At 45.0% G+C, this 24,744-nt stretch carries 24 protein-coding genes; 22 read left to right on the top strand and 2 right to left on the bottom strand.

What is annotated here, in order from left to right:
• Positions 1-94: 94 nt before the first annotated feature.
• The 16 genes from LG368_RS00645 to LG368_RS00570 all read left to right on the top strand — a co-directional run bounded on the left by LG368_RS00645 (position 95) and on the right by LG368_RS00570 (position 16,415).
• Positions 95-256 (top strand): hypothetical protein, encoded by a 162-nt coding sequence (locus LG368_RS00645; protein WP_226752804.1) that lies wholly within the window; start codon positions 95-97, stop codon positions 254-256.
• 283 nt (positions 257-539) lie between these two features.
• Positions 540-1,262, top strand: a complete 723-nt coding sequence (locus tag LG368_RS00640; protein ID WP_226752803.1) for an EAL domain-containing protein — start codon at positions 540-542, stop codon at positions 1,260-1,262.
• A gap of 154 nt (positions 1,263-1,416) precedes the next feature.
• Positions 1,417-3,639: a FimV/HubP family polar landmark protein gene (locus LG368_RS00635; protein WP_226752802.1), complete on the top strand. Its 2,223-nt coding sequence runs from the start codon at positions 1,417-1,419 to the stop codon at positions 3,637-3,639.
• Positions 3,632-4,468 carry a tRNA pseudouridine(38-40) synthase TruA gene (gene truA, locus LG368_RS00630; RefSeq protein ID WP_226752801.1) on the top strand — a complete coding sequence of 279 codons (837 nt, stop codon included), beginning with the start codon at positions 3,632-3,634 and terminating at the stop codon, positions 4,466-4,468. Before LG368_RS00635 ends, truA begins: the two co-directional genes overlap by 8 nt.
• On the top strand, positions 4,452-5,069 hold the full coding sequence (locus LG368_RS00625; RefSeq protein ID WP_226752800.1) for a phosphoribosylanthranilate isomerase: 618 nt from the start codon (positions 4,452-4,454) through the stop codon (positions 5,067-5,069). Before truA ends, LG368_RS00625 begins: the two co-directional genes overlap by 17 nt.
• Positions 5,062-6,273: a tryptophan synthase subunit beta gene (gene trpB / locus LG368_RS00620; protein ID WP_420827956.1), complete on the top strand. Its 1,212-nt coding sequence runs from the start codon at positions 5,062-5,064 to the stop codon at positions 6,271-6,273. The genes LG368_RS00625 and trpB overlap by 8 nt, the downstream gene beginning before the upstream one ends.
• Positions 6,270-7,076, top strand: a complete 807-nt coding sequence (gene trpA / locus LG368_RS00615; RefSeq protein ID WP_226752798.1) for a tryptophan synthase subunit alpha — start codon at positions 6,270-6,272, stop codon at positions 7,074-7,076. The genes trpB and trpA overlap by 4 nt, the downstream gene beginning before the upstream one ends.
• A 31-nt stretch (positions 7,077-7,107) precedes the next feature.
• Positions 7,108-7,977, top strand: coding sequence for an acetyl-CoA carboxylase, carboxyltransferase subunit beta (accD, locus tag LG368_RS00610; RefSeq protein ID WP_226752797.1), 870 nt, complete (start codon positions 7,108-7,110; stop codon positions 7,975-7,977).
• Between the two features lie 4 nt (positions 7,978-7,981).
• Entirely contained in the window at positions 7,982-9,238 is a 1,257-nt protein-coding gene (gene folC / locus LG368_RS00605) for a bifunctional tetrahydrofolate synthase/dihydrofolate synthase (protein ID WP_226752796.1), read from the top strand.
• Between the two features lie 3 nt (positions 9,239-9,241).
• Positions 9,242-9,838, top strand: coding sequence for an SPOR domain-containing protein (locus LG368_RS00600; RefSeq protein ID WP_226752795.1), 597 nt, complete (start codon positions 9,242-9,244; stop codon positions 9,836-9,838).
• Between the two features lie 96 nt (positions 9,839-9,934).
• On the top strand, positions 9,935-10,450 hold the full coding sequence (locus LG368_RS00595) for a CvpA family protein (RefSeq protein ID WP_226752794.1): 516 nt from the start codon (positions 9,935-9,937) through the stop codon (positions 10,448-10,450).
• A gap of 70 nt (positions 10,451-10,520) precedes the next feature.
• Positions 10,521-12,029: an amidophosphoribosyltransferase gene (gene purF / locus LG368_RS00590; protein WP_226752793.1), complete on the top strand. Its 1,509-nt coding sequence runs from the start codon at positions 10,521-10,523 to the stop codon at positions 12,027-12,029.
• Between the two features lie 99 nt (positions 12,030-12,128).
• The gene (locus LG368_RS00585; RefSeq protein WP_226752792.1) at positions 12,129-13,307 is read left to right on the top strand and encodes an O-succinylhomoserine sulfhydrylase; all 1,179 of its coding nucleotides are present in this window, start codon (positions 12,129-12,131) and stop codon (positions 13,305-13,307) included.
• 263 nt (positions 13,308-13,570) lie between these two features.
• On the top strand, positions 13,571-14,125 hold the full coding sequence (locus LG368_RS00580) for a rhodanese-like domain-containing protein (RefSeq protein WP_226752791.1): 555 nt from the start codon (positions 13,571-13,573) through the stop codon (positions 14,123-14,125).
• A gap of 58 nt (positions 14,126-14,183) precedes the next feature.
• Positions 14,184-15,497, top strand: a complete 1,314-nt coding sequence (locus LG368_RS00575) for an NAD(P)/FAD-dependent oxidoreductase (RefSeq protein ID WP_226752790.1) — start codon at positions 14,184-14,186, stop codon at positions 15,495-15,497.
• 54 nt (positions 15,498-15,551) lie between these two features.
• A complete protein-coding gene (locus tag LG368_RS00570) occupies positions 15,552-16,415 on the top strand; it encodes an alpha/beta hydrolase (protein ID WP_226752789.1) in 864 nt (287 codons plus the stop codon).
• An 11-nt stretch (positions 16,416-16,426) separates the two neighbouring features.
• On the opposite strand, the gene paaX is transcribed toward LG368_RS00570, so the two are convergent.
• Both paaX and LG368_RS00560 read right to left on the bottom strand, forming a co-directional pair.
• Positions 16,427-17,350 carry a phenylacetic acid degradation operon negative regulatory protein PaaX gene (gene paaX / locus LG368_RS00565; RefSeq protein ID WP_226752788.1) on the bottom strand — a complete coding sequence of 308 codons (924 nt, stop codon included), beginning with the start codon at positions 17,348-17,350 and terminating at the stop codon, positions 16,427-16,429.
• A gap of 41 nt (positions 17,351-17,391) precedes the next feature.
• The gene (locus LG368_RS00560) at positions 17,392-17,979 is read right to left on the bottom strand and encodes a phenylacetic acid degradation protein PaaY (protein WP_226752787.1); all 588 of its coding nucleotides are present in this window, start codon (positions 17,977-17,979) and stop codon (positions 17,392-17,394) included.
• A 442-nt stretch (positions 17,980-18,421) separates the two neighbouring features.
• Between LG368_RS00560 and paaF the strand changes: the two genes are divergently transcribed.
• From paaF to paaK, 6 genes are all read left to right on the top strand, one after another.
• Positions 18,422-19,204, top strand: a complete 783-nt coding sequence (paaF, locus tag LG368_RS00555; protein ID WP_226753016.1) for a 2,3-dehydroadipyl-CoA hydratase PaaF — start codon at positions 18,422-18,424, stop codon at positions 19,202-19,204.
• Positions 19,205-19,260: 56 nt separating this feature from the next.
• Positions 19,261-20,052 carry a 2-(1,2-epoxy-1,2-dihydrophenyl)acetyl-CoA isomerase PaaG gene (paaG, locus tag LG368_RS00550; RefSeq protein ID WP_226752786.1) on the top strand — a complete coding sequence of 264 codons (792 nt, stop codon included), beginning with the start codon at positions 19,261-19,263 and terminating at the stop codon, positions 20,050-20,052.
• A gap of 2 nt (positions 20,053-20,054) precedes the next feature.
• On the top strand, positions 20,055-21,596 hold the full coding sequence (gene paaH, locus LG368_RS00545) for a 3-hydroxyacyl-CoA dehydrogenase PaaH (protein ID WP_226752785.1): 1,542 nt from the start codon (positions 20,055-20,057) through the stop codon (positions 21,594-21,596).
• Entirely contained in the window at positions 21,589-22,065 is a 477-nt protein-coding gene (gene paaI, locus LG368_RS00540) for a hydroxyphenylacetyl-CoA thioesterase PaaI (protein ID WP_226752784.1), read from the top strand. The genes paaH and paaI overlap by 8 nt, the downstream gene beginning before the upstream one ends.
• 32 nt (positions 22,066-22,097) lie before the next feature.
• The gene (pcaF, locus tag LG368_RS00535) at positions 22,098-23,312 is read left to right on the top strand and encodes a 3-oxoadipyl-CoA thiolase (RefSeq protein WP_226752783.1); all 1,215 of its coding nucleotides are present in this window, start codon (positions 22,098-22,100) and stop codon (positions 23,310-23,312) included.
• Between the two features lie 85 nt (positions 23,313-23,397).
• Positions 23,398-24,708, top strand: a complete 1,311-nt coding sequence (paaK, locus tag LG368_RS00530) for a phenylacetate--CoA ligase PaaK (RefSeq protein ID WP_226752782.1) — start codon at positions 23,398-23,400, stop codon at positions 24,706-24,708.
• The last annotated feature ends 36 nt before the right edge of the window (positions 24,709-24,744 follow it).

Here is a 24,744-nt window from a genome sequence, read left to right as displayed (position 1 = left end):
TGTCGCTAAACTTGAATGGGGTGGCAAGGTCTGAACATGTCTGGAATCCTGGCTCAATAAGAGATCCCAGATGACACATATACAAGGAGTCCTTATGGATAATTCTGTTAATGTGGGTTCTGACGTTCTAGCCAATCGCATCAATGCTTTTGTGGGTTTGACTTTAGCTCTTTCGAGCTTGGGTTTCTCCCCAGTTGCTGTTGTATTGCTTGCCGGAGGAATTACATTTGCTCTTGCTAAGCTACCGAAAGGCTAAAGCGTTAAGCTGAGGAGCTTTGCTCCTCGGCGGACTTTAATTACCGATTGAACTTACCTTGAGCTGCTGGTCTAGTTTGCTAGACTTATAAAGGCTTGAGCCGGATGCGGGGAAACTTGCTTGTCCGGTTCTTAGGGGGCGGCGGTACAGTAATGTACTGCTGCTACCCGGCATATCCTCCTAAACCATTGAAAGATAAAGAAAACCTCGCTTTTTAGTGAGGTTTTTTTTTATAATGCTAATGTGGTTTAATGGTTCTTATTATCATAAATGGATATTGTTCATGGCTTCGTTATCAGAGACAGCGTTACTTGAGTTGGTTGAGGCAAAACGCTTTGGCGTTGAGTACCAGCCTATTGTTGAGGTTAAGACAGGGGATGTTTTTGCTTATGAGGCTTTGTCGCGGTTTAGAACAACTTGCGGAAGTTTGATTCGACCAGATTACGTATACGCCGCCTTGCATGATAATCCACTTTTATTATTTCAAGTGGAATTAGCGCAGAAAAAAATACAACTTGATCGCCTTTCAAGTGCTGAAAAGGTTTTTGTTAATTTAGATCAAGATGCGTTTTATGCCTGTGGTCAAGAAGTGGAAGAAAATGCGTTTGTTAGGCTTATTGAAAAAGAGGGTAAAGATAGGGTTGTTGTCGAGTTAATTGAAAACTCAGAAATGAGTGACGCCCTAATGAGTCTGTCAATGATAGAACTTTTTAATGGGCTTGGTGTTCGAACGGCATTGGATGACTTATGTAACCCCAAGTCCATGCTGTCGGTTGCCGTATTGCAGCTAGTAGAATGGGTCAAGCTTGATCGTTGTGTGTTACTGAATCGTGATGATAAAAACTTCATGGCTTTTGTGTCGAAAATTATTGATTTTGCACACATCACGGGCAAAAGAGTCGTGCTGGAAGGAGTCGAGACACCTGAAGATTTGCTTTTTGCGAAACAAATCGACGTCGATTTCACACAAGGGTTTCATTATCGACCACTGTTTTTAAACTACTAAATCAGATAGCTAAGAATGACTGTGTTATCACCTTGGTTGGTAAGGTATCGTGGCTTACCCAAACCATTGATTCTAAAGCTATTGATAATTGCCCACCTGTGTAAGATACTTGACGAAGTATTTATGCTCATTATTGATTAACAAAGGGAATATTATGCTCAGAAAAACCCTCATTAGTATTGCTGTGTCAGGCGCTTTGCATGTGACCAGCAGTTACGCATTGGAACTGGGCGAATTAACCTCTCAATCAAAAGTGAACGAAGCTTATCGGGGAAAAATTACTTTATCGGATGTAGGTAACCTGACAACTAACGATATTCTAGTTCGCCTTGGCAGTGAAAGTGAGTTTCAGCAGGCGGGTTTTGTGCCAACCAGCGTGATTTCACAATTGCGTTTTGACGTGGTAAGAGAAAATCGTGACTTAACGATTGCGATCCGTTCAGATCGACCGCTTCAGGTAGATGAGTTGCGTTTTGTCCTTGCGGCTCGTTGGCCAAGTGGTCAAGTGGTTCGAGAATACAAGACACCGTTGAACCCATCCGCACTGGTGGGTAAATCAGGGAATGAGGCGATTCAAGCCGTCAACCAAGGTGATACTGGCAGCGTCTTGCGCAATGCAACTGCCACAGCTCAAAGAATGCCGATCAGCGGTCGACAAAATGTATTGAAGGGCAACACACTTTGGTCTATCGCTGGACAAAATCAACCTTCGAACCAATTATCTATCTATCAGACCATGATGGCGATTCAAGCCCTCAATAAAGACGCATTCTATTCCGATAACATTAATTTATTGAAAGAGGGTGTGGTTTTACGACTGCCGACACAAGAACAAATCGCGCTTTTCAATCAATCAATCTCAAAGCAAGAGTTTGATCGTCAACATGCCGCATGGATGGCGTCAAAGAGTCAAAAAAATGCGAAAACGGTTGACCAAGCCCAGCTTAATACCCAAGCAAAGGCAAAAGCCGCTTCAAATGCTCCGCAAGAGAAAGGCGATACGCTGACATTGGCCTCAGGTCAGAGTTTGTTGCCAGAAGATGCTTCCAGTTCCAATACAGGTGAGGACAGCCAAGCCTTAGAAGCATTACAGAATAAGTTGTCAGCTTCCCAAGAAATGCTGGACAAAGAGCAGCGAGAAAAGGCAGAGATTTCAGATCAACTTGAAGAACTGAATAGCCAATTAGCCACGCTTGAGCAACTTATTAGTCTAAAAGACACTCAGATGGCTCAGTTACAGCAAGAGTTTAGCCGTGCTCAACAGGCGTTGCAGGAACAAAAAAATACCGTTGATCAATTGTTAGAGGCCGATCAACTAAGAAGAGAGAAAGAGCAAGCCGAAGCCGACTCCTTAGTGAATAAGATATTTGGCAACCCTGTTGTGGTTTCCATTGGCGCCGTTGTTCTTTTACTGCTGGGCTTCCTGCTCGGCTGGTTGATGCGTCGTGGAAGTAAGGGTAAGCAAGAGGAAGCGACAACGGCAAAAGACGAATTTGACCTGGCTCAAGCGGCTGTTCCCGCGGCGGCAGCTGCTGTTGCCACAGAGACTGTGGCGGCTGATGATGAAGTGTCTCATTTTGAAGAAGACCCTTTTGCTTTTGATTTAGATGAAAAAGACGACGGCCTTAGTGATTTTGGTGCTTTAGAAGAAGACCTTGCTAAAGATGATCTACCAAGCTCTATCTTTGATGAAGAAGAGCCTACGGATTCATCGGACAGTGCGCCTGAAGAAGCGTCCTCTGATGAGGATATTGATGACATCTTTGCAGCTTTTGAGGATTCTGACGATTTGCCAGAGCCTGAGATCGACTTTAGTGAGGAAGATGACCTCGAAGCAGTGGATGAGGAAGATATCCCAACCATGTCACCTGAGTCCATCGAGCCTGAACCAGAAGAGATTCAGGAGGAGCCGGTTGAGCAGGCTGAAAGCGAGGTTGACAGTGTAGAAAGTGAAGAGGAATCCTTCGTGTCCAGTCTGTTAAACGATGTTGAATCAGACGAGGCGGCCGACCCAGCCGCTGAAGAAGACACCGACGAATCTGAACTCTTTGCTGCGACACCTGATGATAGCTTATCAAACTCTATTGAAGAAACATTGGCCGAAGCACAGCAAGACGAGGAAGATCTGGATGTTCCATCTTTTGGTGAATCAGAAGCCGCAGCGGAAAGTGAAGAGTCAGATGAAGAGGAAGAATTTGATTTCTTCGACGCCAGTGGTGACGAAGCAGCGACAAAGTTAGATTTGGCAAGAGCGTATTTGGATATGGGGGATGAAGAGGGTGCCCGTGTTATTTTAGAAGACGTCGTAGAATCGGGTAACGAACAGCAAGTTACTGAAGCACAAGATATGATGGAGCGCATGTTCCCAAGTGAATAAACCACAATCTAATAAAATCGCCCTCGTTATTGAGTACGACGGTTCGAATTATAAAGGCTGGCAAGCTCAAAAGTACGATGTTCCCAGTGTTCAAGAGAATTTAGAGAAAGCGCTGTCTGTCGTGGCAGACCATCCCGTTAGTGTTGTTTGTGCTGGTCGTACAGATTCTGGTGTGCATGCTTGTGCCCAAGTTGTGCATTTTGAAACCCATGTTAAACGCCATGAGCGCGCTTGGACGTTAGGGGTAAATACCTATCTTCCTAAAGACATTAGCGTCGTGGCAGCGCGTCATGTTGACGACGATTTTCATGCTCGATTTAGCGCGTTAAGTCGTCGTTATCGATATGTTATTTACTCCTCTCCTTTGCGTCCTGCTTTGCTTTCAAGTGGTGTCACTTGGACTTATAAGCCTCTAGATGTCTGTTCGATGCAAGAGGCAGCAAAGGTCTTTGTTGGTCGTCATGATTTTTCTTCCTTTAGAGCGATAGGCTGTCAGGCTCATACACCGGTGAGAACGGTAATGAATTTTAATGTCCAGCAGCTTGGTCAATACATCGTGTTAGACGTACGTGCTAATGCTTTTTTGCATCATATGATACGAAATTTCGCTGGCGTTCTGATGTCAATTGGCGCGGGTGAAAAACCGGTATCTTGGGCAAGTGACGTATTGGCTGCGAAAGACCGAACGAAAGGCGGGATTACAGCGCCGCCAACTGGGTTGTATTTTGTTGATGCTCAGTATCCTGAGTCTTTTGAGCTTCCTGTTCGCCCTTTAGGTCCTCATTTTTTACCGTTTGTTGAAGAGCCTTCCTATGCGTTGCCGAGTTAAAATTTGTGGTATTACCAATGTTGAAGACGCACTCATGGTGTGTCGTCATGGTGCTGATGCGTTAGGTTTTGTCTTTTACGCAAAAAGCCCCCGCTATGTATCTCCTGAAAAAGCAAACGATATTGTTGCTCAGTTGCCGCCTTTTATCACCCCCGTTGCCTTGTTTGTGAATGCGGAGGAGGCAGAGATACGTACGGTGATCGACAGAAATCCGCGATGGATGATCCAATTTCATGGTGATGAAGACGAATCCGCTTGTCTTCATTATCAGCGTCCATACATGAAAGCATTTCGTGTTAAAAAAGAAGACAATATTATTGACCTGATCGACGCTTATCCAAGTGCCAGTGCTGTGTTGCTAGACGCCTACAAAGCCGGTGTGCCGGGTGGGACGGGGGAAATGTTTGACTGGTCGTTGATCCCAAGTAATCTGAATAAGCCGCTGGTATTGGCGGGCGGGTTAACCCCAGAGAATGTTGGTCAGGCCGTTGAACAGGTTGCGCCTTATGCCATTGACGTGAGTGGTGGGGTAGAATTATCAAAGGGCCTGAAAAGTGAGGCCAAAGTAACCGCTTTTATGAATGGAGCAAAATGTGAATAGTACCGATATCAATTTAGAACTGCCGGATTCCCATGGTCGTTTTGGCCCCTACGGCGGTGTTTTTGTTTCTGAAACGCTGATGTCTGCTTTAGACGATTTAGCAAAAATGTACGAAGAGCTATCAAAAGACAGCGACTTTCAGGCCGCATTTGATCAAGATTTAGCCCATTACGTTGGTCGCCCATCGCCTTTATATTTTGCCGAACGTTTAACACAAAAAGCCGGTGGTGCGAAAATATACCTGAAACGTGAAGATTTAAATCATACAGGTGCACACAAAATCAACAATACGATTGGCCAAGCATTGCTTGCCAAGCATATGGGCAAACCCAATATTATTGCTGAAACGGGAGCGGGTCAGCATGGTGTCGCATCTGCCACCGTGGCAGCGCGCTTAGGCTTAAAATGTAAGGTATTTATGGGAGCGGAAGACATTAAGCGTCAGTCGCTCAACGTCTATCGGATGAAGTTATTAGGCGCCGAAGTGATTTCGGTTGAATCCGGCACGAAAACGCTCAAAGATGCGCTGAATGAAGCCATGCGTTACTGGGTTGGAAACGTGGACGATACTTTTTACATTATAGGTACAGCGGCCGGTCCTCACCCATACCCCAAACTTGTGCGTGACTTTCAGTCGATTATTGGTCGTGAAACAAGAGAGCAGTGTTTAGCACAAGAAGGGCGCTTACCGGATGCGTTAGTAGCGTGCGTGGGTGGTGGTTCTAATGCGATCGGCATGTTCCACCCTTTTATTAAAGATGAAAGTGTCGCTATGTACGGTGTTGAGGCAGGAGGCGATGGCCTTGAAACCGGTCGACACGCCGCGCCGCTCAGTGCAGGTCGTCCAGGTGTTCTTCATGGTAATCGTACGTATGTTATGGCCGATGACGATGGTCAGATCATTGGTACGCATTCAATATCGGCGGGTCTAGATTACCCAGGTGTCGGTCCGGAACACGCTTGGTTAAAAGACATAGGTCGTGCGCATTATGTTGCCATTAACGATGATGAGGCTATGGCAGGATTCCGAGATTTAACCCGTCTAGAAGGTATTATGCCGGCGTTGGAGTCAAGTCATGCGATTGCTTACGGTATGAAGCTCGCTGCAACGATGGAAAAAGATCAAATTGTTGTTATTAACTTATCGGGCCGTGGTGATAAAGACATCCTTACGGTAGCAGAACTGGATGGAATTGAAGTATGAGTCGCATTAAACAGTGTTTTGAAAACCTAGAAAAAGCAGGCAAAAAAGCGCTTATCCCTTATATTACTGCAGGGGATCCGAGTCCAGATCATACTGTCACCTTGATGAACTCTTTGGTTGAGGCCGGTGCTGATATTATTGAAATTGGTATGCCGTTTTCAGATCCAATGGCGGACGGCCCAGTTATCCAGTTAGCTTGTGAACGCAGTTTAGAAGCCGGTACAAGTATCAGAAAAGTATTAGAAATTATCCGTGTTTTTAGACAAAATAATGAGCAAACACCCATCGTCCTAATGGGGTATTTAAACCCTATTGAGTTCTTCGGATACCAAGCGTTTTCCGATGCCGCCAAAGAAGCGGGTGTGGATGGTATTTTATTAGTGGATCTGGCTCCTGAAGAAGCCACAGATGTAGTAGAATACTTCCAGGAAAATGCAATTGATCTGATTTATCTGCTTTCACCGACAACAACCGCGGAGCGTGCCAAGAAAATTTGTGACTTGGCGTCAGGTTATGTGTATTACGTTTCAGTGAAAGGGGTGACAGGATCAGCAGAACTGGATGTAAACAGTGTAAAACAGCATGTTGATTCACTGCGAGCCATTACCAAGCTTCCTATTGGCGTAGGCTTTGGTATTCGCGATGCGGCAACGGCCGCAGCGGTAAGTCAATGTGCAGATGGTGTCATTGTTGGCAGCGTTTTAGTCAACGCCATTGCTGCCAACAAGAACGAGACAAAAGAATACATAGCGGGTGCTTTGCGCGATATTTTGTTGCCTATGCGCAATGAAATGGACGCTTAAGCCACCGTCAATACGTGATTTGGAGTAGTAAATGAGTAGCTGGTTAGACAAATTTGTACCATCCATCGTTCGCAGTGAGTCGAAACGAAATGCTTCTGGCTCTGTGCCTGAAGGTCTTTGGAAAAAATGCCCAAAGTGTGAAAATGTTCTGTATCGTCCAGAGTTGGAAAAAAATCTGGATGTGTGTCCAAAGTGTAGCCATCACATGCGTGTTGGTGCTCGTCGTCGTTTGGATATCTTTTTAGACAAAGAAGATCGCCATGAAATCGGCGCGCATCTTGAGCCAGAAGATAAATTAAAATTCAAAGACTCAAAGCGTTACAAAGATCGCCTAGTGGATGCTCAAAAAACGACTGGGGAAAAAGATGCGCTTATCGCAATGGAAGGCGCGCTGAACGGTATGCCCGTTGTGGCAGTGGCTTTTGAGTTCCGCTTTTTAGGCGGTTCTATGGGCGCAGTCGTCGGTGAGCGTTTTATCCAAGCGATTAATGTGTGTTTGGAAAAACGTATTCCCTTGGTGTGCTTTTCGGCCAGTGGTGGTGCGCGTATGCAAGAGGCGTTAATTTCTCTTATGCAGATGGCAAAAACCAGTGCTGGTCTTGAGCGCTTAAAACAAGAAGGTATTCCTTATATTTCTGTGATGACAGATCCAGTATTTGGTGGTGTTTCTGCCTCTCTCGCTATGTTAGGTGACTTAAATGTGGCTGAGCCAAACGCTTTGATTGGTTTTGCAGGACCTCGTGTTATTGAGCAGACAGTGCGTGAAAAATTGCCTGAAGGTTTCCAGCGCAGTGAATTCCTGCTTGATAAAGGTGCGTTAGATATGATTATTAAGCGTGATGAAATGCGTGACCGCTTGTTTAATATTCTGTCTTTACTTACCCAGTATAAGGTAGCTTAATTCAATGACGCATACGTCATTATCCAGTTGGCTCTCATATATCGAGAGCCAACACCCTTCTGAAATAGAGTTAGGTCTAGAGCGGGGAAGCGAGGTATTGCGCCTTCTGAATCTATCGCGACCTAATAAGAAGGTCATCACAGTGGCCGGCACAAACGGCAAAGGGTCTACTTGTGCCATGTTGACTCAATATTTGTGCTCTTTTGGCCATTCTGTTGGTACTTACACTTCTCCTCACTTTCTTCATTTTAATGAGCGTGTTGCCCTTAACAATGTACCTTGCTCTGATGCGTTGCTTTGTCAGGCATTTGAAGTCATCGAACAGGTGAGAGGTGAGACGCCTCTCACCTATTTTGAGTTCAGTACTTTGGCTGCACTGTGGGTATTTGATCAATCTGATTTAGACTATTGGGTGTTAGAAGTGGGTCTAGGTGGACGTTTGGATTCGGTTAATATGATCGATACAGATGTCGCGGTGATGACTTCCATTGCCTTAGATCACACCGACTGGTTAGGTGATAATTTAGAGGTTATTGCACAAGAAAAAGCCGGCATTGCCCGAAAAGACAAGTTGCTGATTAGCGGCGTCGTTAATCCACCAGCAAGCATCCAAACAACAGCGGCCGACATTGGTGCGCTATTACGTCAAAAAGGCAAAGACTTTAATTTTACTCTGACAGACCAAACTTGGTGCTGGGAAGCCGGTGATGTTAGGTATGAAAACTTACCTATGCCTGGCTTACCCTTGCAAAATGCCGCTACCGTGGTGGCTGTTTTGGTTTACATGGGGTTTGAACCGGATGAATCAGCGTTAAGAGTCTTGTTTAACACGGCGCAATTAACGGGACGCTTCCAGAAAGTTCAGGATTCGCCGGATGTGTACATCGACGTCGCTCATAACCCAGAGGCGGCGCAAGAGCTTGTGCAGCGTATTGCTCAGTTGCCCAGCGCTCCTATTGCTGTGTGTGGTATGTTGAAAGACAAAGACATTAATCGTGTTATGTCATGTTTGGCGGATCAATTTTCTGCATGGTTTTGTGCTGATTTGAGTGGTCCTCGTGGCGCAAAAGCGGAAGCGTTAGCCATCGCGATTGCGTCACAAAAAGAAGGCGACAGATCCAATATACACACTTGTCATTCGGTTGCTGATGCTTTTGATAAAGCGATTGATCAAGCCGAGCTTGAGAAGAGGCCGGTTATTGTTTTTGGTTCTTTTGTCACCGTTTCAGATTACTTGGCATTAAACCAAGATAAAGAGTAGGGCATGTTAGATAAAACCATGAGATACAGATTGATCGGAGCTGGCATTATGGTGTTATCGGCTGCCACGGTGTTACCGTTGATTTTAGACGGTGAACGTCCTGCAGAACTGGACATAAATGTTCAAGTGACGTCACCGCCTGATTTTCCTGTTATTGATATTCAGCCCGTTCAACCTGCTGGCAGTATGGCCTCAGCAGATTCTGCCAGCGGTACGCCAACAACAGAAGATATTCAGCTTATTCCTGTTCCTAAGCCGGCCAAAGATGTCAGTAAAATCGTTTCGTCTTCTTCATCTGTTGCAACGCCTAAGGTTGCATCCGTTCCTACCAAGTCATCATCAAGTGCTTCTCAGTCGTCAGAGCCTATTGCTGAGCGTTGGACGTTGCAGATTGCAACATTTAAAAGCAAAGACAATACGGTGCGCTTGGTTGAGAAACTTAAAAAAGCGAACTATGACGCCTACAGCATGACAACGAATTCGCTTTATAAAGTGTATGTTGGCCCCGAATTTAAGCGTTCTGTGTCCGAGAAAAAGCGTGAAGAGATCAAGGATAAATTTAAGTTGAACGGCATTGTCATTCGATATTCAGTGAATTAATTCACGTGCTGTTTCCGTTGTCATTATTTAGAAAGTAACAGTGATCTGTTACACTGCCCAGCGTTTTTAGAGGTGTTCATGGAGCAAGTGAGTTCAATGTCAACGGTTGATTGGTTGATCATCGCTGTTGTGGTTTTATCGACGCTATTAAGCCTGAAAAGAGGTTTTGTTAAAGAGGTCTTATCATTACTGACTTGGGTGGTCGCCTTTGTTGTTTCGGTCAAATTTTCCGACCAAATGCAGGGCTTGTTAATGGAGCAAGTACAGAATGACCAGATCCGTTACATCGTGTCGTTTGTGTCATTGTTTATTGCTACTTTAGTCGTGGGCGTTCTGGTGAGTTATTTATTGAGCTCTTTGATTCAGGTCACAGGGTTATCCAGCACAGATCGTGTCCTGGGTATGCTGTTTGGTTTTGCTCGTGGCAGTCTCATCGTGGTTGCTTTCGTTTCTTTATTGAGTCTGAGTCCAGCCATCGAAGAAACCAGTTTTTGGAAAACATCTCAACTGATTCCTCAGTTGGGTCAATTAAATGAATGGACACGGGATGTGTTAGGCAAGAGTTCGGATCTTATTGATACGACTCTCATTGATCGTGCCCTTGGAAACTAGCGGCTTAACAGCCCAATACAGATAAAAATCTGCGAGTGATTCGCAATTCCCCAACACGAGGATTTAGAACATGTGTGGTATCGTTGGTGTCGTAGGCACGTCTATAGTTAACCAGGCAATTTTTGATGCGTTAACGCTTTTGCAGCATCGTGGGCAAGATGCTGCAGGTATGGTGACCAGCCATAATGGACGATTGTGTCTGCGCAAGGACAATGGTCCGGTGAGTGAAGTCTTTCGCACTCGTCATATGAAAAAGCTCCACGGCAACATAGGAATAGGGCACGTTCGTTATCCAACCGCCGGTACTTCTAGTTCGGCCGAGGCGCAACCTTTTTATGTTAACTCGCCTTATGGTATTTCTCTTGCCCACAATGGTAATTTGACCAATACCGCGAAACTCAAGCAAGAAGTGTTTGAATCTGACCTTCGTCATATTAATACAACCTCTGACTCAGAAGTGTTGGTGAACGTACTCGCACATGAGCTTCACCAAGAAGGTAAGTTCATTCCCACTCCCGAAGATATTTTTAATGCGTTAGAGCGTGTTTATCAGCGCATTGAAGGCGGCTATGCTGTCGTTGCCTTGATCACAGGTTACGGCATTTTAGCGTTTCGTGACCCCGACGGTATTCGTCCGTTAATCTATGGTTCGCGACAAACTGAAGCGGGCATTGAGTACATGGTTGCTTCTGAAAGTGTGGCCTTAGATGCAGCGGGCTTTAAGATTGAGCGGGATATACGACCAGGTGAAGCACTCTTTTTTGACCTTAAACATCAAGTGCATACGCGCCAATGTACGCCTAAGAAAGCGCCGCGCCCTTGTTTGTTCGAATATGTGTATTTTGCACGACCTGATACCGTAATTGACAGTATTTCTGTGTATAAAGCGCGCATCAACATGGGTGATCGATTGGCTGAGAAAATCCAACGCGAATGGGCTGGTCATGATATTGATGTGGTTATTCCTATTCCTGATACCAGCCGTACGGCAGCATTACAAATCGCTCAGGCGTTGAATATTCCTTTTCGTGAAGGGTTGGTAAAAAACCGTTATATTGGCCGAACGTTTATTATGCCTGGCCAAGAAGTGCGTAGGAAATCTGTTCGTCAGAAGCTAAATCCAGTACCTTTTGAGTTCAAAGACAAAACGGTTTTGTTGGTGGATGATTCGATTGTTCGTGGTACGACCAGTAAAGAAATCATTGAAATGGCGAGAGAAGCCGGTGCTAAAAAGGTGTATATCGCCTCCGCCGCTCCAGAAGTTCGCTACCCCAATGTATACGGTATTGATATGCCTGCTGCAGTAGAGTTAATTGCACATAACCGCAACGTAGAAGAGATTTGTCAGATCATTGGTGCGGATAAGTTAATCTTTCAAGATCTTCAAGATCTAATTGACGCTTGCATTGACGAAAAGCACTCAGACGTTCGTGAGTTTGATACCTCGGTATTTGATGCCACTTACATTGCAGGAAATATCGACGACGCCTACCTTGCAGGTGTCGAAGGTGCTCGTAATGACATGAAAAAGGTGTCTGTTGAAGATCAGCAAAGTAATGACATGATGCACCCTATGTAACTGTTATGAGAGACAGGCAATAGGGTAATGTTAAGCCAGGTTTTGCCTGGCTTAATTGTTTTAGATGATATTTTATTCAATGTGCTGTGGAGTAGGTAAATGTCAGAGTTTAAAGATGCAACGAATGCGATCCGAGCAGGCGCTCGTCAGACACAAGAGCAAGAGAACAGTGAAGCGATTTTTATGACATCAAGCTTTGCTTATTCAAGTGCAGAAGAAGCCGCCGGTAAGTTTTCAGGCAATGAAGAGGGAAATGTTTATTCACGTTTTACTAACCCAACAGTAGAGCAGTTTGAAAAACGTTTAGCCACTCTTGAGAAAGGGGAAGCTGCCATTGCAACCAGTTCAGGCATGGCCGCGCTGATGACTCTAGCATACAGCCTTTTGAGTGCAGGCGATCGCATTGTGTGTTCACGCAACATCTTCGGCTCAACCACAAAATTTTTTAACGCTTACACCAGAAAATTTGGCGTTGAAGTGCTTTATGTGGACGCAACCGATTACGCTGCATGGGAGGATTCGATTAACGACAATACGCGCTTTTGTTATTTTGAAACCCCTTCGAACCCTCTTTATGAGGTTGTTGACGTTGAGCGTGTCGCTGCACTGGCTCACGCCAAAGGCGCTTTGCTGTGTGTTGATACGGTACTGGCAACGCCAGCGCTTCAAAATCCGTTGACCCAAGGTGCTGACATCGTGATGCAGTCAGCGACCAAATTTATTGATGGACAAGGGCGTTGTCTGGGTGGTGCTCTGATTTCGAGTCAAGCCTTGGTGAATGAGTTTACCGCTTTCATGCGCAGTGCGGGACCTTGCATGAGTCCCTTTAATGCTTGGGTGTTATTAAACGGCCTTGAAACATTGTCATTGCGAATGACAGCGCATTCCTCTAATGCATTAAAGCTCGCACAACGTCTGGAAAATCATCCCGCCGTTGAGAAGGTCAACTATGGCGGCCTTCCAAGTCACAAGTATCATGAACTGGCAAAACGTCAGCAAAAAGACTTTGGTGGTCTCTTGTCGTTTGTTGTAAAAGGTGGGCGTGAATCGGCTTGGAAAGTGATTAACAGTGTGAAACTGATGTCGATTACTGGCAACTTAGGCGATACTAAAACGCTGGTTACACATCCAGCCACTACGACGCATGGTCGCTTATCCGATGAGGAGAAAGCGAAAGCAGGTATCACGGAAGGTTTGATTCGTGTTTCGGTGGGTTTAGAAGACATTGACGACATTATTGCGGATGTGGAGCAGGCGTTAGGACAGTTAACCGAGTAAAGCGTTATCTTTTAGTAGTATGACACTTTAATGAATGGCCATTAACGGGCTCAGTGCAATACTGGGCCCGTTTTTTTTGTGCTAAATACAGGCTTTTTTTGTTTCATTTCTGATAACTGCCATAAAATTGATTTAAGTGGTGTCTATATTAGTATGTTCCGTTATATTATTCTCTTATTAATAATCGATATCATTAGGATATCTGCTGAATCAACATGGTTTTGCGTTAAAAATCAGATGACTTTAATTTTAAGGTGAATGTTATGGATAAACTTCTTCAGAAAATGTTCTTGATTGCGGCATTGGCGCTTCCGGTTTGTTCAGTCTATGCTGAAAAGATTGGTATTAGTACGTTAGAAACACAGTCTTTGATTCAAAGTCGTGATGATGTGCTTTTTGTTGATGTGCGTGATCCTGTTGAGATTATGTTCATTGGTTTTACCGATGCGGTGGACGTGAATATCCCCTATTTAATGGTGGATCGTTCTAACTGGGATGAGTCTAAGCAACGTTTTTTCCTCTACAGAAATCCTAATTTTGTGAAAGATATTCAAGCTGCGTTGGCAAAAAAAGGACTGGATGAAAATGCCACCATCATCACAATGTGCCGATCAGGAAGCGAACGAGGGTTGCCGAGTGCAGAATTTCTACAGCAAAATGGTTTTAAAAATGCTCGCTATGTTGTGCATGGTTTTCAAGGTGACCGTATAAAGGAAGGAAAAGAGGCAGGGTTTAGAACGAAAAACGGTTGGCAAAATGATGGCCTACCATGGGGATCTAAGCCCAACACAGACAAAATCTATCGTGTAGATAACTAACTTTACTTATATAAAAGAGACGCTTTGATTGCAAAGCAGAATAAAGAAGGATAAAAATATGGCCATTAGCCGACGTAATCTTCTCATCTCTGGGGCGACTCTGGGAGCAGTTTCAGCAACCGGTCTTATCGGATGGGAGCTAAACAAGCAAGATACAAATGCTAAGATTCTTATTGCAGGCGGTGGCGCTGCAGGCATGGCAATTGCGAATAAACTGCAAATGTATCTCAATGGGGCACAAGTGACGGTTGTTGATCCTCGCCCTTATCATTGGTATCAGCCTGGACAAACACTTTTGTTAGCCGGTGTATACAACACGCGTGAAGATGTGATCAGTACAAATAAAGAGTACAAGGATGCAGATGTTCGCTGGATAGAAGATGCTGTAACAGAGTTCGATCCTGATAATAATCAAGTGCTAACGGCAAAAAGCGGTAAGTTGAATTATGATTATCTGATTGTCGCAACAGGATTAGAGCTACGCTACGACCTTATCGAAGGGTTTGATCCAGCACAAATTGGTCAAGACGGTGTTACTTGTATCTATCACAGCCCAGAAGCAGGGATTGCCAGTCACAAACAAGCGCTTGATTTTGCTCAATCTAAAGGTGGGAACGGTGTATTTACTCGTCCACATGGGTCTTTGAAATGTGCAGGCGCTCCTTTAAAAGCGACAAATCTTGTTGAGTATTTTGTGAAAGAGGCGGGGCAACGTGATCGTTTTAAATTCGATTATATGACAGCCGAAAACTTTTTATTCAGTGTGAAAGTGTTTAATGAGCGTCTTGAAGGTATCTGGCATGAAAGACAGATTGACTACCATTACGAATACGATCTTAAAGCCATTGATACAAAATCGAAACAGGCTTATTTTACGTCGTTAGCTGGGGAAGAGATGCAAACCCCTTGGGACTTTATCCACGTTACTCCGCCGATGACCGCTATCCCCGCTGTTCGTAATTCGCCATTGGCCGATACAGGGGATTTTAAAGGGTATGTCGATGTTGATAATTACACGCTGCAGCATAACCGATATCCTAATGTCTTTGGCTTAGGTGATACCGCCGGAACCCCCATCGGTAAAACGGCCGCGTCTGTGAAGGCACAACTCCCTGTTGTGGCAACCAACATCACTGCACTCATTCGTAATGAGAGTTTACCGGCTAAGTGGGATGGTTATACTTCATGCCCAATGATCTTAGACGTTGGTCATGCCATGTTGTGGGAGTTCGACTACACCTTGCAGCCTGTAACCGCCTTGCCGTTTGAAGTGGTAGACCCGCTGAAGAAAAGTAAGTTGTCCTGGGTAATGGAGAAGTCTTTGTTAAGACCTATTTATGACATCATGCTTGAAGGCTATACACCGGTATAAACATAACAAATGAATAACCTAAAACATGGACGTAACAAAGCAGGTAAAAGATACATGACGTATATAATCGCTTTTTTGGTTATTCTCATTGTTGCACTGTCTGTGTTTGCTTTAATGATTCATTTTGGGTTTCGTGCGCCTCGTGAAGTTAATAAAGAAACACCTCAAAGCCAACTTGCAATTGATTATGTTCAATTAACCATTCCAGCCGAAAATAACAAGCAGCTTTCAGCTTGGTTATTGCCGGTGAAAGACGCTCAAAGTACTGTGGTTATTTTACATGGTTGGGGCAGCAACTCTGAAATGATGCTGCCCTTGGCTAAGCCTTTCTACGATGCGGGTATGAACGTTTTGTTGTTTGATGCGCGAAGCCATGGAGACAGCGAAGGGGATACCTTTTCATCTTTACCGCGTTTTTCTGAAGATCTGCACAGTGCCTTAGATTGGTACAAACAACAATACTCAGAACGATCTAAAAAGTTAGCGGTGTTGGGGCATTCTGTTGGTGCAGGTGCAGTGCTATTGGCCGCTTCTCAGCGCCAAGATGTGGATGCTGTTATTAGTATTTCAGCGTTTGCTCATCCAAAGTGGATGATGCAGCGTTATTTGTCCAGTGTTCATATTCCTCCGTCTTTTCAAGCACCGGTTATACGCTATGTTGAGTGGGTGATTGGACAGCCATTCGATTCGTTTGCTCCGATAAAGACCGCTTGTCAGATCCAAAGTCCTGTTTTGATTGTTCATGGCAATGCCGACCGTGTCATTCCTGTGGATGATGCAAGAGTGATCATGAATCACTGCACCAAAGGCCACCTTCAGCTTATTGAAGTAGACGGAGCAGGGCATGATTCTGTCGACAAGATAGAGCTACACAGTCAGCAGTTGATTGATTTCCTTAGATTATCCCGTGTTATTTGATAAACACGTTATTATTTAAGACCGCCAAAACGCTGATTGAACGCGTCGTTTGCACTGGGTAGAGGGCCAACTGCCGACTCCATATTGTGTTCTATCCAATTTTCGGCCGCTGAGGTGATTTTGCGGTAAATATTGCGGCACAATTGACGAGCAGACTTACCTTCCCAATCAAGCGGCAAAAGTTCGTCAGGTAGCTGTGGGTCTCTTAATTGTAATTTTCGATACTCATGAATCAGTAATGTGCGTGTTAAAAAGCAAGACTTTGGATCTAGCCTCTTTTTATCTGAAAGCTCAAGCCAGACAGGGTGAAATAGGGTAATAAACTCTCTATATTGCTCAGCTAACGCATCCATTTCCCAGCACTCTTTTACCAGTTGTCGTATGGGTTTATTGCTGAATTGGTTATCTGCGGAAGATTCAAACACAACGACCTTATCTTCTAGTTTTAATAGTCTCAAGGTGTCTTTTATGGCGTATTTTTCTGCACAAGGGCTTGCAAAGAGCTGTGTTGAGAGAGCGGCGAAGCCTTGCCATTTCAATTCATCAGCCAACAGCTTGCGCTCTTCTGGACTGAGTAAACTGGTCATTATTAGGTGCCAAGAACTGTCCCAAGTGGATCGATTTGTACTGTAAATCCGCTGGAAAGCCTTTTCAAATTTACGTAGACCTTGGTGGGTTAGACCGTAGTAGCTACGTCGTCCTACTTTTTCACTGTTTATCCATCCATCTTGCGATAGTCTAAAAATAGACGTTCTCATCAACCGTTCATTAATGCCTATAGGTTCCAGTGCGTTAATTAAACTGCCTAGCCAAACTGTGCCCCCATGCGGTTCTATCGTATCGCCATATAAGGTAATGATCAAAGAAGAAGCTCGAATAGGTTTCTGACTGCGAAAACGTTCGATGAGTGTGTCGAGTGTTTTTAATTCATGCATGGAGGGTTAGGCTCGGTTTAAAAAATTAATAAATCAGTGTGTTACGACTTTGTTTTATGCTGACCTGTTTTTAAACGCGGTCTATTTTGCTCTTCCACATTTAGGGGGGAGCATTCTACCATCGATGTTAAGCATCGGTCCGTCAAGGCAATGTACTCACTCGTACCCACTTGCTTCCAAGCCAATTCTTCATCCGATACTTGTCGAAGCACTTTGGCAGGGCTGCCCATTAATAAAGAGCGGGTATCACAAACAAACTTACTTTTCACAAATGCAGCTGCCGCTACAATAGATTCCTCGCCAATCACTGCGTTGTCCATAACCACGGCATTCATGCCAACCAGTGAATCTCTGCCAATCACACAGCCGTGCAAAATAGCGCCGTGTCCAATATGACCGTGTTTTCCAATGATGGTATGACTGTCAGCAAAGCCGTGCACAACACAATTGTCTTGAAGGTTAGACTCCTCTTCCATGGTAATGCGTCCAAAATCTCCTCGTAAGCAGGCATTGGGACCGACATAACAACGCTCTTTGATAATCACATCACCAATAAGCACAGCGGTAGGATGAACGTAAGCGGTTGGGTGAACGACAGGCGTAACGCCGTCTATTTTATAACATGGCATAGTAACGACTCTTTTGAAGATAAAAGTGGATGCTTTGTGAACCCACCTACGGTTGTACGGAGGTTTTAACCTTCTTCACTCAAGGGTGTAACAGCATCGACGCACTAAGCGAAAGACACTTTAAGCGAAATAAGAAAGGTTCTTATATAGGCTTATAGTATCTTTTTTTTGTATCTAAAACAAAGGGCTATTGTTGATTTTACTTTGCAAAATAGCGGCGCGATAACCATATAACAGTACTTTTCCATGATTTACCTGCTCAAGAGCACCCAATGACTTGATTTTTATTCTCGGTTATTTGATATAAAGTGATACAAAAAAATAGAAAAAAACTCTTGTTTTGTATCTTTATCTCAGGCATCTTTAATTTAGATTCTGTGAATCATAAGTATTCATGAAAAACAAACACGATAAAAACAAGAATAGAGAGTCTAATGAAATGATGAATTCTTCATATGACATGTTGTGTGTGCAGCCGTCTTCTGATGGTGTTCAGGTCATTCAACTTAATCGCCCTGAAGCACTCAATGCGCTCACTACTCAACTGCTAGATGAGCTTGCATCGGCCCTTTCCGTCGCGCAATCAGATAGTGATGTGAACGTTGTGGTGCTGACAGGTTCTAAAAAAGCGTTTGCAGCTGGCGCCGACATTAAAGAAATGGCTGAAAGAGACTTGGTTGGTATTCTTAATGATCCTCGTCAACAAAGCTGGCAGCGAATTTCCCAATTCAGTAAACCTTTAATTGCCGCGGTTAATGGCTATTGCCTTGGTGGTGGCTGTGAGTTGGCCATGCATGCTGATGTGTTAATTGCAGGTCGCGATGCTAAATTTGGTCAGCCAGAAATCAATCTTGGCATTATGCCAGGGGCAGGAGGTACGCAAAGACTGGTTCATGCCGTTGGCAAATCCCTTGCGATGCAAATGGTGCTATCAGGTCAGCCCATTAGCGCTGAACAAGCTCAACAAGCAGGCTTGATCAGTGAAATAACACAGCCTGAACTTACCCTTCACCGTGCGATCGAGATCGCTACTGACATCGCCAAAAAGAGTCCGTTGGCGGTTCGTCTCGCCAAAGAGTCTATTTTAAAAGGTATGGATACGGATCTGGCCACAGGGCTTAGGTTTGAGCGTCATGCCTTTACTGTGTTGGCAGGCACACAAGATCGAAATGAAGGCATTGCCGCTTTTCTAGAAAAGCGTAAAGCCCATTTTACCGGTCGTTAATTCTTTTTAATCACATCTACACAAACTACACCTATTCATTTCAGGAGTGTGTTTTCATGGCGTTCGAACATATTTTGTATTCGGTCGAATCTGGCGTGGCGTTACTGAGTCTGAATCGTCCCAAATCACTCAATAGTTTCAATGAGTCGATGCATTTAGAGGTGCGAGAGGCGTTCAAACTTATTCGCAAGGATAAACAAGTCAGGGCGTTGGTTATCACAGGTGAAGGTCGCGGTTTCTGTGCTGGACAGGATTTATCGGACCGTAACGTCGACCCCAACGCTGAGTCTCCGGATTTAGGTTTGTCTATCGAGCGATTTTACAACCCTTTGATCAAGTCCATTCAAGACCTTCCAATGCCAGTGATTTGTGCTGTTAACGGTGTTGCTGCCGGCGCTGGGGCAAACATTCCCTTAGCGTGTGATCTTATTTTAGCGTCACGCTCCGCTAAATTTATTCAAGCATTTTGTAAAATTGGCTTAGTACCTGATTCTGGCGGAACCTGGTTTTTACCTCGTCTTGTGGGTATGGCAAAGGCGAAAGAGCTGGCACTGCTGGGGGACTCTGTGGATGCAGAATCGGCTTTGGCAATGGGGCTCATTAATCGTGTCACCGAAGATGACACCTTGAGAGAAGAAGCATTGACACTGGCTAAAAGACTGGCTGCGCAGCCCACACAAGGGCTTGCTTATATTAAGCGCGCACTCAATCAGTCCTTTGATCATGGTTTACATGCGCATCTTGAGCTTGAGCGTGATCTGCAGCGTTTAGCGGGTCAAACCAAAGATTATCGTGAAGGTGTTGCCGCCTTTATGGAAAAGCGCTCACCGGACTTTAAGGGAAAATAATCATGACAGCGTTACATATATCCACTCAGGTTGGCGTCATTGGTGCTGGTGCGATGGGAGCCGGTATTGCGCAGGTGGCAGCGAAAGCCGGTCATATTGTTAAATTGTACGATAATCGAGAAGGGGCGGCGAAAACGGCCATTGAGCTGACATCAAAGCAACTTTATCGCCTAGTAGAACGAAAAAAAATATCGACACAAGACGCTGAAAAGACGCTAGCAAACTTACACGTTGCACAGACGTTAGAAGACTTTTCCTCTGCGGGTTTAGTGATTGAAGCGATTGTTGAAAACATCGATGTGAAACAGTCTGTGTTTGCCTCATTAGAAGCCATTTGTTCCCCAGAGTGTGTTTTGGCCAGTAATACGTCGTCATTGTCTATTACACGGCTGGCGGCAGGAATGGCTCATCCAGAGCGTTTTGTTGGTGTGCATTTTTTTAACCCTGCTCCTATTATGAAGTTAGTTGAAATTGTGTCTGGATTGGTGACGTCCAAAGCCGTGGCTAACAGCCTGTATGAAACGGTACTTGCATGGGGTAAGAAACCCGTTTACGCAGCATCGACTCCGGGCTTTATTGTCAATCGTGTGGCACGCCCTTTTTATGCTGAAAGCTTACGATTGAAGCAAGAAGGCGTAGCGGATTGCGCGACATTAGATGCATTAATGCGTCATTCCGGTGGCTTCCGCATGGGGGCATTCGAGTTAACAGACCTTATCGGGCACGATGTGAATTACGCGGTTACCTGTTCCGTCTTTGATGCTTATTATGGAGACTTCCGTTTTCAACCTTCTTTGGTACAAAAAGAACTGGTCGATGCGGGATTATTAGGGCGAAAAACCGGTCAGGGGTTTTATTCTTACCATGACGATGCTGATAAACCGAGTGCCAGTATTCGTCCGCCTTCATCAACTCCTTCTTATCCTCTTTGTTCAGCCTCAGGTGAATTGGCGCAATTGCAGCCCTTGTGCGAGCGATTACTCAGTCATTTAGACGATCAATTTATTGTTACCGAGGATGAGGGTCAATCAAGCGTGTCTGCCATTTGCATTGGTGAGGCCAGATTGATGTTAACCGATGGGCGTATGGCAACAGAGCGAGCCAACGCAGAAGGCATTGAGCATCTGATTTTAATCGATCTCGCATTGGACTATAAAGCAACGACACACATTGCACTTAGTCGTTCTTACGGCACACCAGATTCTGTTTTTCAACAGGTTGTCGACGTGTTTGCATTAAGCGGTATTGCCGTATCTGAAGTGAAAGATTCTCCAGGGCTCGTTGTCATGCGAACCGTTGCCATGTTGGCGAATGAAGCCGCTGATGCTGCGTTAAATGGTGTTGCCAGTATTGAGGATATTGATATTGCTATGACCTACGGAGTGAACTATCCATGCGGTCCTTTAGCGTGGGCCGATACGCTCGGTGTTGCTAACGTTTTAACGGTGTTAGGTCACTTGCAACGTACCTATGGGGAAGATCGTTATCGTCCATCGTTGCTGATGACGCAACGTTCTTTAGAACAAAGAGGGTTTTATGACTGATTCAACCTTAAGAGAAACACCACAGTCTTTAGCAAAAGCCTGTGCTAATGAATTGTTTCAACGTGATGTGGCAACACAGCATTTGGGTATGTCTTTGTTAGAGACAGATGTGGGTGTTTCTTTAATCACCATGACGGTAAAAGATTTTATGTTACAAGGTCATAAAACCTGTCATGGCGGTTATATGTTTACTCTGGCGGATTCTGCTTTTGCTTTTGCTTGTAATACTTACAACAAACCGACCGTTGCGCTGGGGTGTTCAATAGATTATATCGCACCCGCTTTCGAAGGCGATGTGCTCTCTGCGCGTTGTATTGAAAAAAGTCGTGGCGGTCGAACAGGCAACTATGATGTAGAGATTCATAACCAAGACGCAAAGTTGATTGCCATTTTTCATGGTAAATCTTATCAAGTGAAAGGTCAGATTTTGCCATCGTCTGATGTACAGATAAGTAACGAAAAACAATAACAAGACAAAGATGGGTAAGTAGGAGAAATCTAATGACAGACGCATTAATTATCGATGCAATTCGCACCCCCATTGGTCGTTATGGTGGCGCATTATCTTCAGTGCGTGCGGATGATCTTGGCGCTATTCCCATGCGAGCCTTAATGACTCGCAACGCAGGTATTGATTGGTCTGAGGTGGACGATGTGTTGTACGGCTGTGCCAATCAGGCAGGGGAAGATAATCGTAATATCGCTCGAATGTCCGCTCTACTAGCGGGTTTACCTGATACCGTGCCGGGTTCAACCATTAACCGCCTGTGTGGTTCGGGAATGGACGCTATTGGTTTGGCAGCGCGTTCTATTAAAGCCGGTGAAGCGGGGTTAATGATTGCGGGTGGCGTGGAGTCAATGTCTCGAGCGCCATTTGTGATGGCAAAAGCAACCAGTGCCTTTTCTCGTCAGGCTGAAATGTACGATACAACGATTGGCTGGCGGTTTGTTAATGCCATTATGTCGTCCCAGTATGGTGTACATTCTATGCCAGAAACCGCTGAGAATGTTGCAGAAGAGTTTTCAATTTCAAGGGAAGATCAAGATTTGTTCGCCTTGCGCAGTCAGCAGAAAACAGCGGCAGCACAACAAAGTGGTCGTTTTGATAAAGAAATTGTTCCTGTCAGCATTCCGCAACGCAAAAGCGACCCTAAAATCGTAAGCCAAGACGAGCACCCAAGAAACGATACAAAAATTTCAGCGTTAGAGAAATTAGCGACACCTTTCAGAAAAGATGGCCTAGGTACGGTGACAGCAGGTAATGCATCAGGGGTTAATGACGGTGCTTGCGCTGTGTTATTGGCCAGTGAGCAGGCTGCGAAGCAATACGGATTGACGGCCCGCGGCCGAGTTTTAGGTATGGCAACGGCAGGCGTTGCTCCGCGGATCATGGGCATTGGACCGGCGCCAGCGGCTAAAAAAGTTCTGACGCAAGTTGGCTTAACGCTTGCGGATATGGACGTGATTGAGCTCAATGAAGCCTTTGCGGCTCAAGGCTTAGCGGTATTACGCGAACTGGGACTAGACGATGATGATAATCGTGTTAACCCAAACGGTGGGGCGATTGCGCTGGGTCATCCACTGGGTATGAGTGGTGCTCGTTTAGTGACAACAGCACTCAATGAGTTAGAGCGTCAGAACAAACGTTATGCGTTATGCACCATGTGTATTGGGGTAGGCCAAGGTATTGCTATGGTCATTGAACGTCTGAATTAAAAACGTTTGAACGAAAAAGGGCGAGAACAAGATCGCCTTTAAAAATAATGAATTAGCTTAAAATAAAAATAGAGAGAGCTTTATAATGGATATTCGCAGTCAGTTTAATCCAGACCAACTTGATCCAATGGAAACCGCCAGTATTGATGAGCTAAGAGCGCATCAATTAGAGCGATTAAAGTGGACAGTAAGACACGCTTATAACAATGTTCCTATGTATAAGGCGCGTTTTGATCAGTTAAATATTCATCCTGATGATATTCACTCTCTTGATGATCTTGCCAAACTGCCTTTCACCACAAAGACAGATCTGCGGGACAATTACCCCTACGGTATGTTTGCGACCCCCATTGATCAAGTTGTGCGTTTGCATGCATCCAGCGGCACAACCGGGAAGCCAACGGTAGTGGGCTACACGCAAAATGATATCGACACTTGGGCAAACATTGTGGCTCGATCTATCCGTGCGGCGGGTGGCCGTCGCGGTGATAAGCTTCACAATGCCTATGGGTATGGTTTATTTACCGGTGGTTTAGGTGCTCACTATGGTGCAGAGCGTCTAGGTTGTACCGTGATCCCTATGTCAGGAGGTCAAACAGAGAAGCAGGTACGTCTTATCACGGATTTCCAGCCTGATATCATCATGGTTACGCCTTCTTATATGCTGAACATTGCCGATGAGATGGAGCGTCAAGGCGTTGACCCGCACAAACTTAAGCTTCGACTGGGTATTTTTGGTGCTGAGCCTTGGACCGATGAATTGCGTCGTAAAGTAGAAGAGCGCATGGGGATGAGAGCCATGGATATCTATGGTCTTTCTGAGATTATGGGGCCAGGGGTTGCGATGGAATGTGCCGAAACGCAAGATGGACCAACGGTTTGGGAAGATCATTTCTATCCTGAAATTATCGACCCAAACACGGGAGAGGTGTTACCGGATGGCGAAATGGGGGAGCTGGTTTTCACCAGTTTAAGCAAAGAAGCCTTACCAATGATTCGTTACCGGACACGTGACCTTACACGTTTATTACCCGGTACGGCACGACGTATGAGACGTATCGATAAGATCACAGGTCGCAGTGACGACATGATGATTATCCGTGGGGTAAACGTATTTCCCACCCAAATTGAAGAAGAAGTGCTCAAAATACCACATTTTTCTGAAAGTTATGAAATTCACCTTCTTAGAAAAGGCAACATGGACGGCATGGAAGTGCATGTCGAGTTGCGCCCTGAACACACTGCCATGACAAATGACGAGGTTAACGGCCTTGTTAAGCAGTTGTGCCATCACATTAAGAGCTCAATTGGTATTTCTGTTGCGGTCTCGGTCAGAGAAACCGGTGGGATCACAAGGTCTGAAGGGAAAGCGCAGCGCGTGTTTGATAAGCGCTGAGGCACACCCTAGACCACTCTTTTATTTAACTGTATT

It is taken from the genome of Marinomonas algarum (genome assembly GCF_020532605.1).
GTDB lineage: Bacteria > Pseudomonadota > Gammaproteobacteria > Pseudomonadales > Marinomonadaceae > Marinomonas > Marinomonas algarum.
This window is presented reverse-complemented; position numbering and strand designations above follow the sequence as displayed.

Excerpts from the sequence above, each read along its gene's own strand:
- LG368_RS00645 (WP_226752804.1), top strand. The coding sequence starts at position 95 with ATGGATAATTCTGTTAATGTGGGTTCTGACGTTCTAGCCAATCGCATC.
- LG368_RS00640 (WP_226752803.1), top strand. The coding sequence starts at position 540 with ATGGCTTCGTTATCAGAGACAGCGTTACTTGAGTTGGTTGAGGCAAAA.
- LG368_RS00635 (WP_226752802.1), top strand. The coding sequence starts at position 1,417 with ATGCTCAGAAAAACCCTCATTAGTATTGCTGTGTCAGGCGCTTTGCAT.
- LG368_RS00625 (WP_226752800.1), top strand. The coding sequence starts at position 4,452 with ATGCGTTGCCGAGTTAAAATTTGTGGTATTACCAATGTTGAAGACGCA.
- trpA (WP_226752798.1), top strand. The coding sequence starts at position 6,270 with ATGAGTCGCATTAAACAGTGTTTTGAAAACCTAGAAAAAGCAGGCAAA.
- accD (WP_226752797.1), top strand. The coding sequence starts at position 7,108 with ATGAGTAGCTGGTTAGACAAATTTGTACCATCCATCGTTCGCAGTGAG.
- folC (WP_226752796.1), top strand. The coding sequence starts at position 7,982 with ATGACGCATACGTCATTATCCAGTTGGCTCTCATATATCGAGAGCCAA.
- LG368_RS00600 (WP_226752795.1), top strand. The coding sequence starts at position 9,242 with ATGTTAGATAAAACCATGAGATACAGATTGATCGGAGCTGGCATTATG.
- LG368_RS00595 (WP_226752794.1), top strand. The coding sequence starts at position 9,935 with ATGTCAACGGTTGATTGGTTGATCATCGCTGTTGTGGTTTTATCGACG.
- purF (WP_226752793.1), top strand. The coding sequence starts at position 10,521 with ATGTGTGGTATCGTTGGTGTCGTAGGCACGTCTATAGTTAACCAGGCA.
- LG368_RS00585 (WP_226752792.1), top strand. The coding sequence starts at position 12,129 with ATGTCAGAGTTTAAAGATGCAACGAATGCGATCCGAGCAGGCGCTCGT.
- LG368_RS00580 (WP_226752791.1), top strand. The coding sequence starts at position 13,571 with ATGGATAAACTTCTTCAGAAAATGTTCTTGATTGCGGCATTGGCGCTT.
- LG368_RS00575 (WP_226752790.1), top strand. The coding sequence starts at position 14,184 with ATGGCCATTAGCCGACGTAATCTTCTCATCTCTGGGGCGACTCTGGGA.
- LG368_RS00570 (WP_226752789.1), top strand. The coding sequence starts at position 15,552 with ATGACGTATATAATCGCTTTTTTGGTTATTCTCATTGTTGCACTGTCT.
- paaX (WP_226752788.1), bottom strand. The coding sequence starts at position 17,350 with ATGCATGAATTAAAAACACTCGACACACTCATCGAACGTTTTCGCAGT.
- LG368_RS00560 (WP_226752787.1), bottom strand. The coding sequence starts at position 17,979 with ATGCCATGTTATAAAATAGACGGCGTTACGCCTGTCGTTCACCCAACC.
- paaF (WP_226753016.1), top strand. The coding sequence starts at position 18,422 with ATGAATTCTTCATATGACATGTTGTGTGTGCAGCCGTCTTCTGATGGT.
- paaG (WP_226752786.1), top strand. The coding sequence starts at position 19,261 with ATGGCGTTCGAACATATTTTGTATTCGGTCGAATCTGGCGTGGCGTTA.
- paaH (WP_226752785.1), top strand. The coding sequence starts at position 20,055 with ATGACAGCGTTACATATATCCACTCAGGTTGGCGTCATTGGTGCTGGT.
- paaI (WP_226752784.1), top strand. The coding sequence starts at position 21,589 with ATGACTGATTCAACCTTAAGAGAAACACCACAGTCTTTAGCAAAAGCC.
- pcaF (WP_226752783.1), top strand. The coding sequence starts at position 22,098 with ATGACAGACGCATTAATTATCGATGCAATTCGCACCCCCATTGGTCGT.
- paaK (WP_226752782.1), top strand. The coding sequence starts at position 23,398 with ATGGATATTCGCAGTCAGTTTAATCCAGACCAACTTGATCCAATGGAA.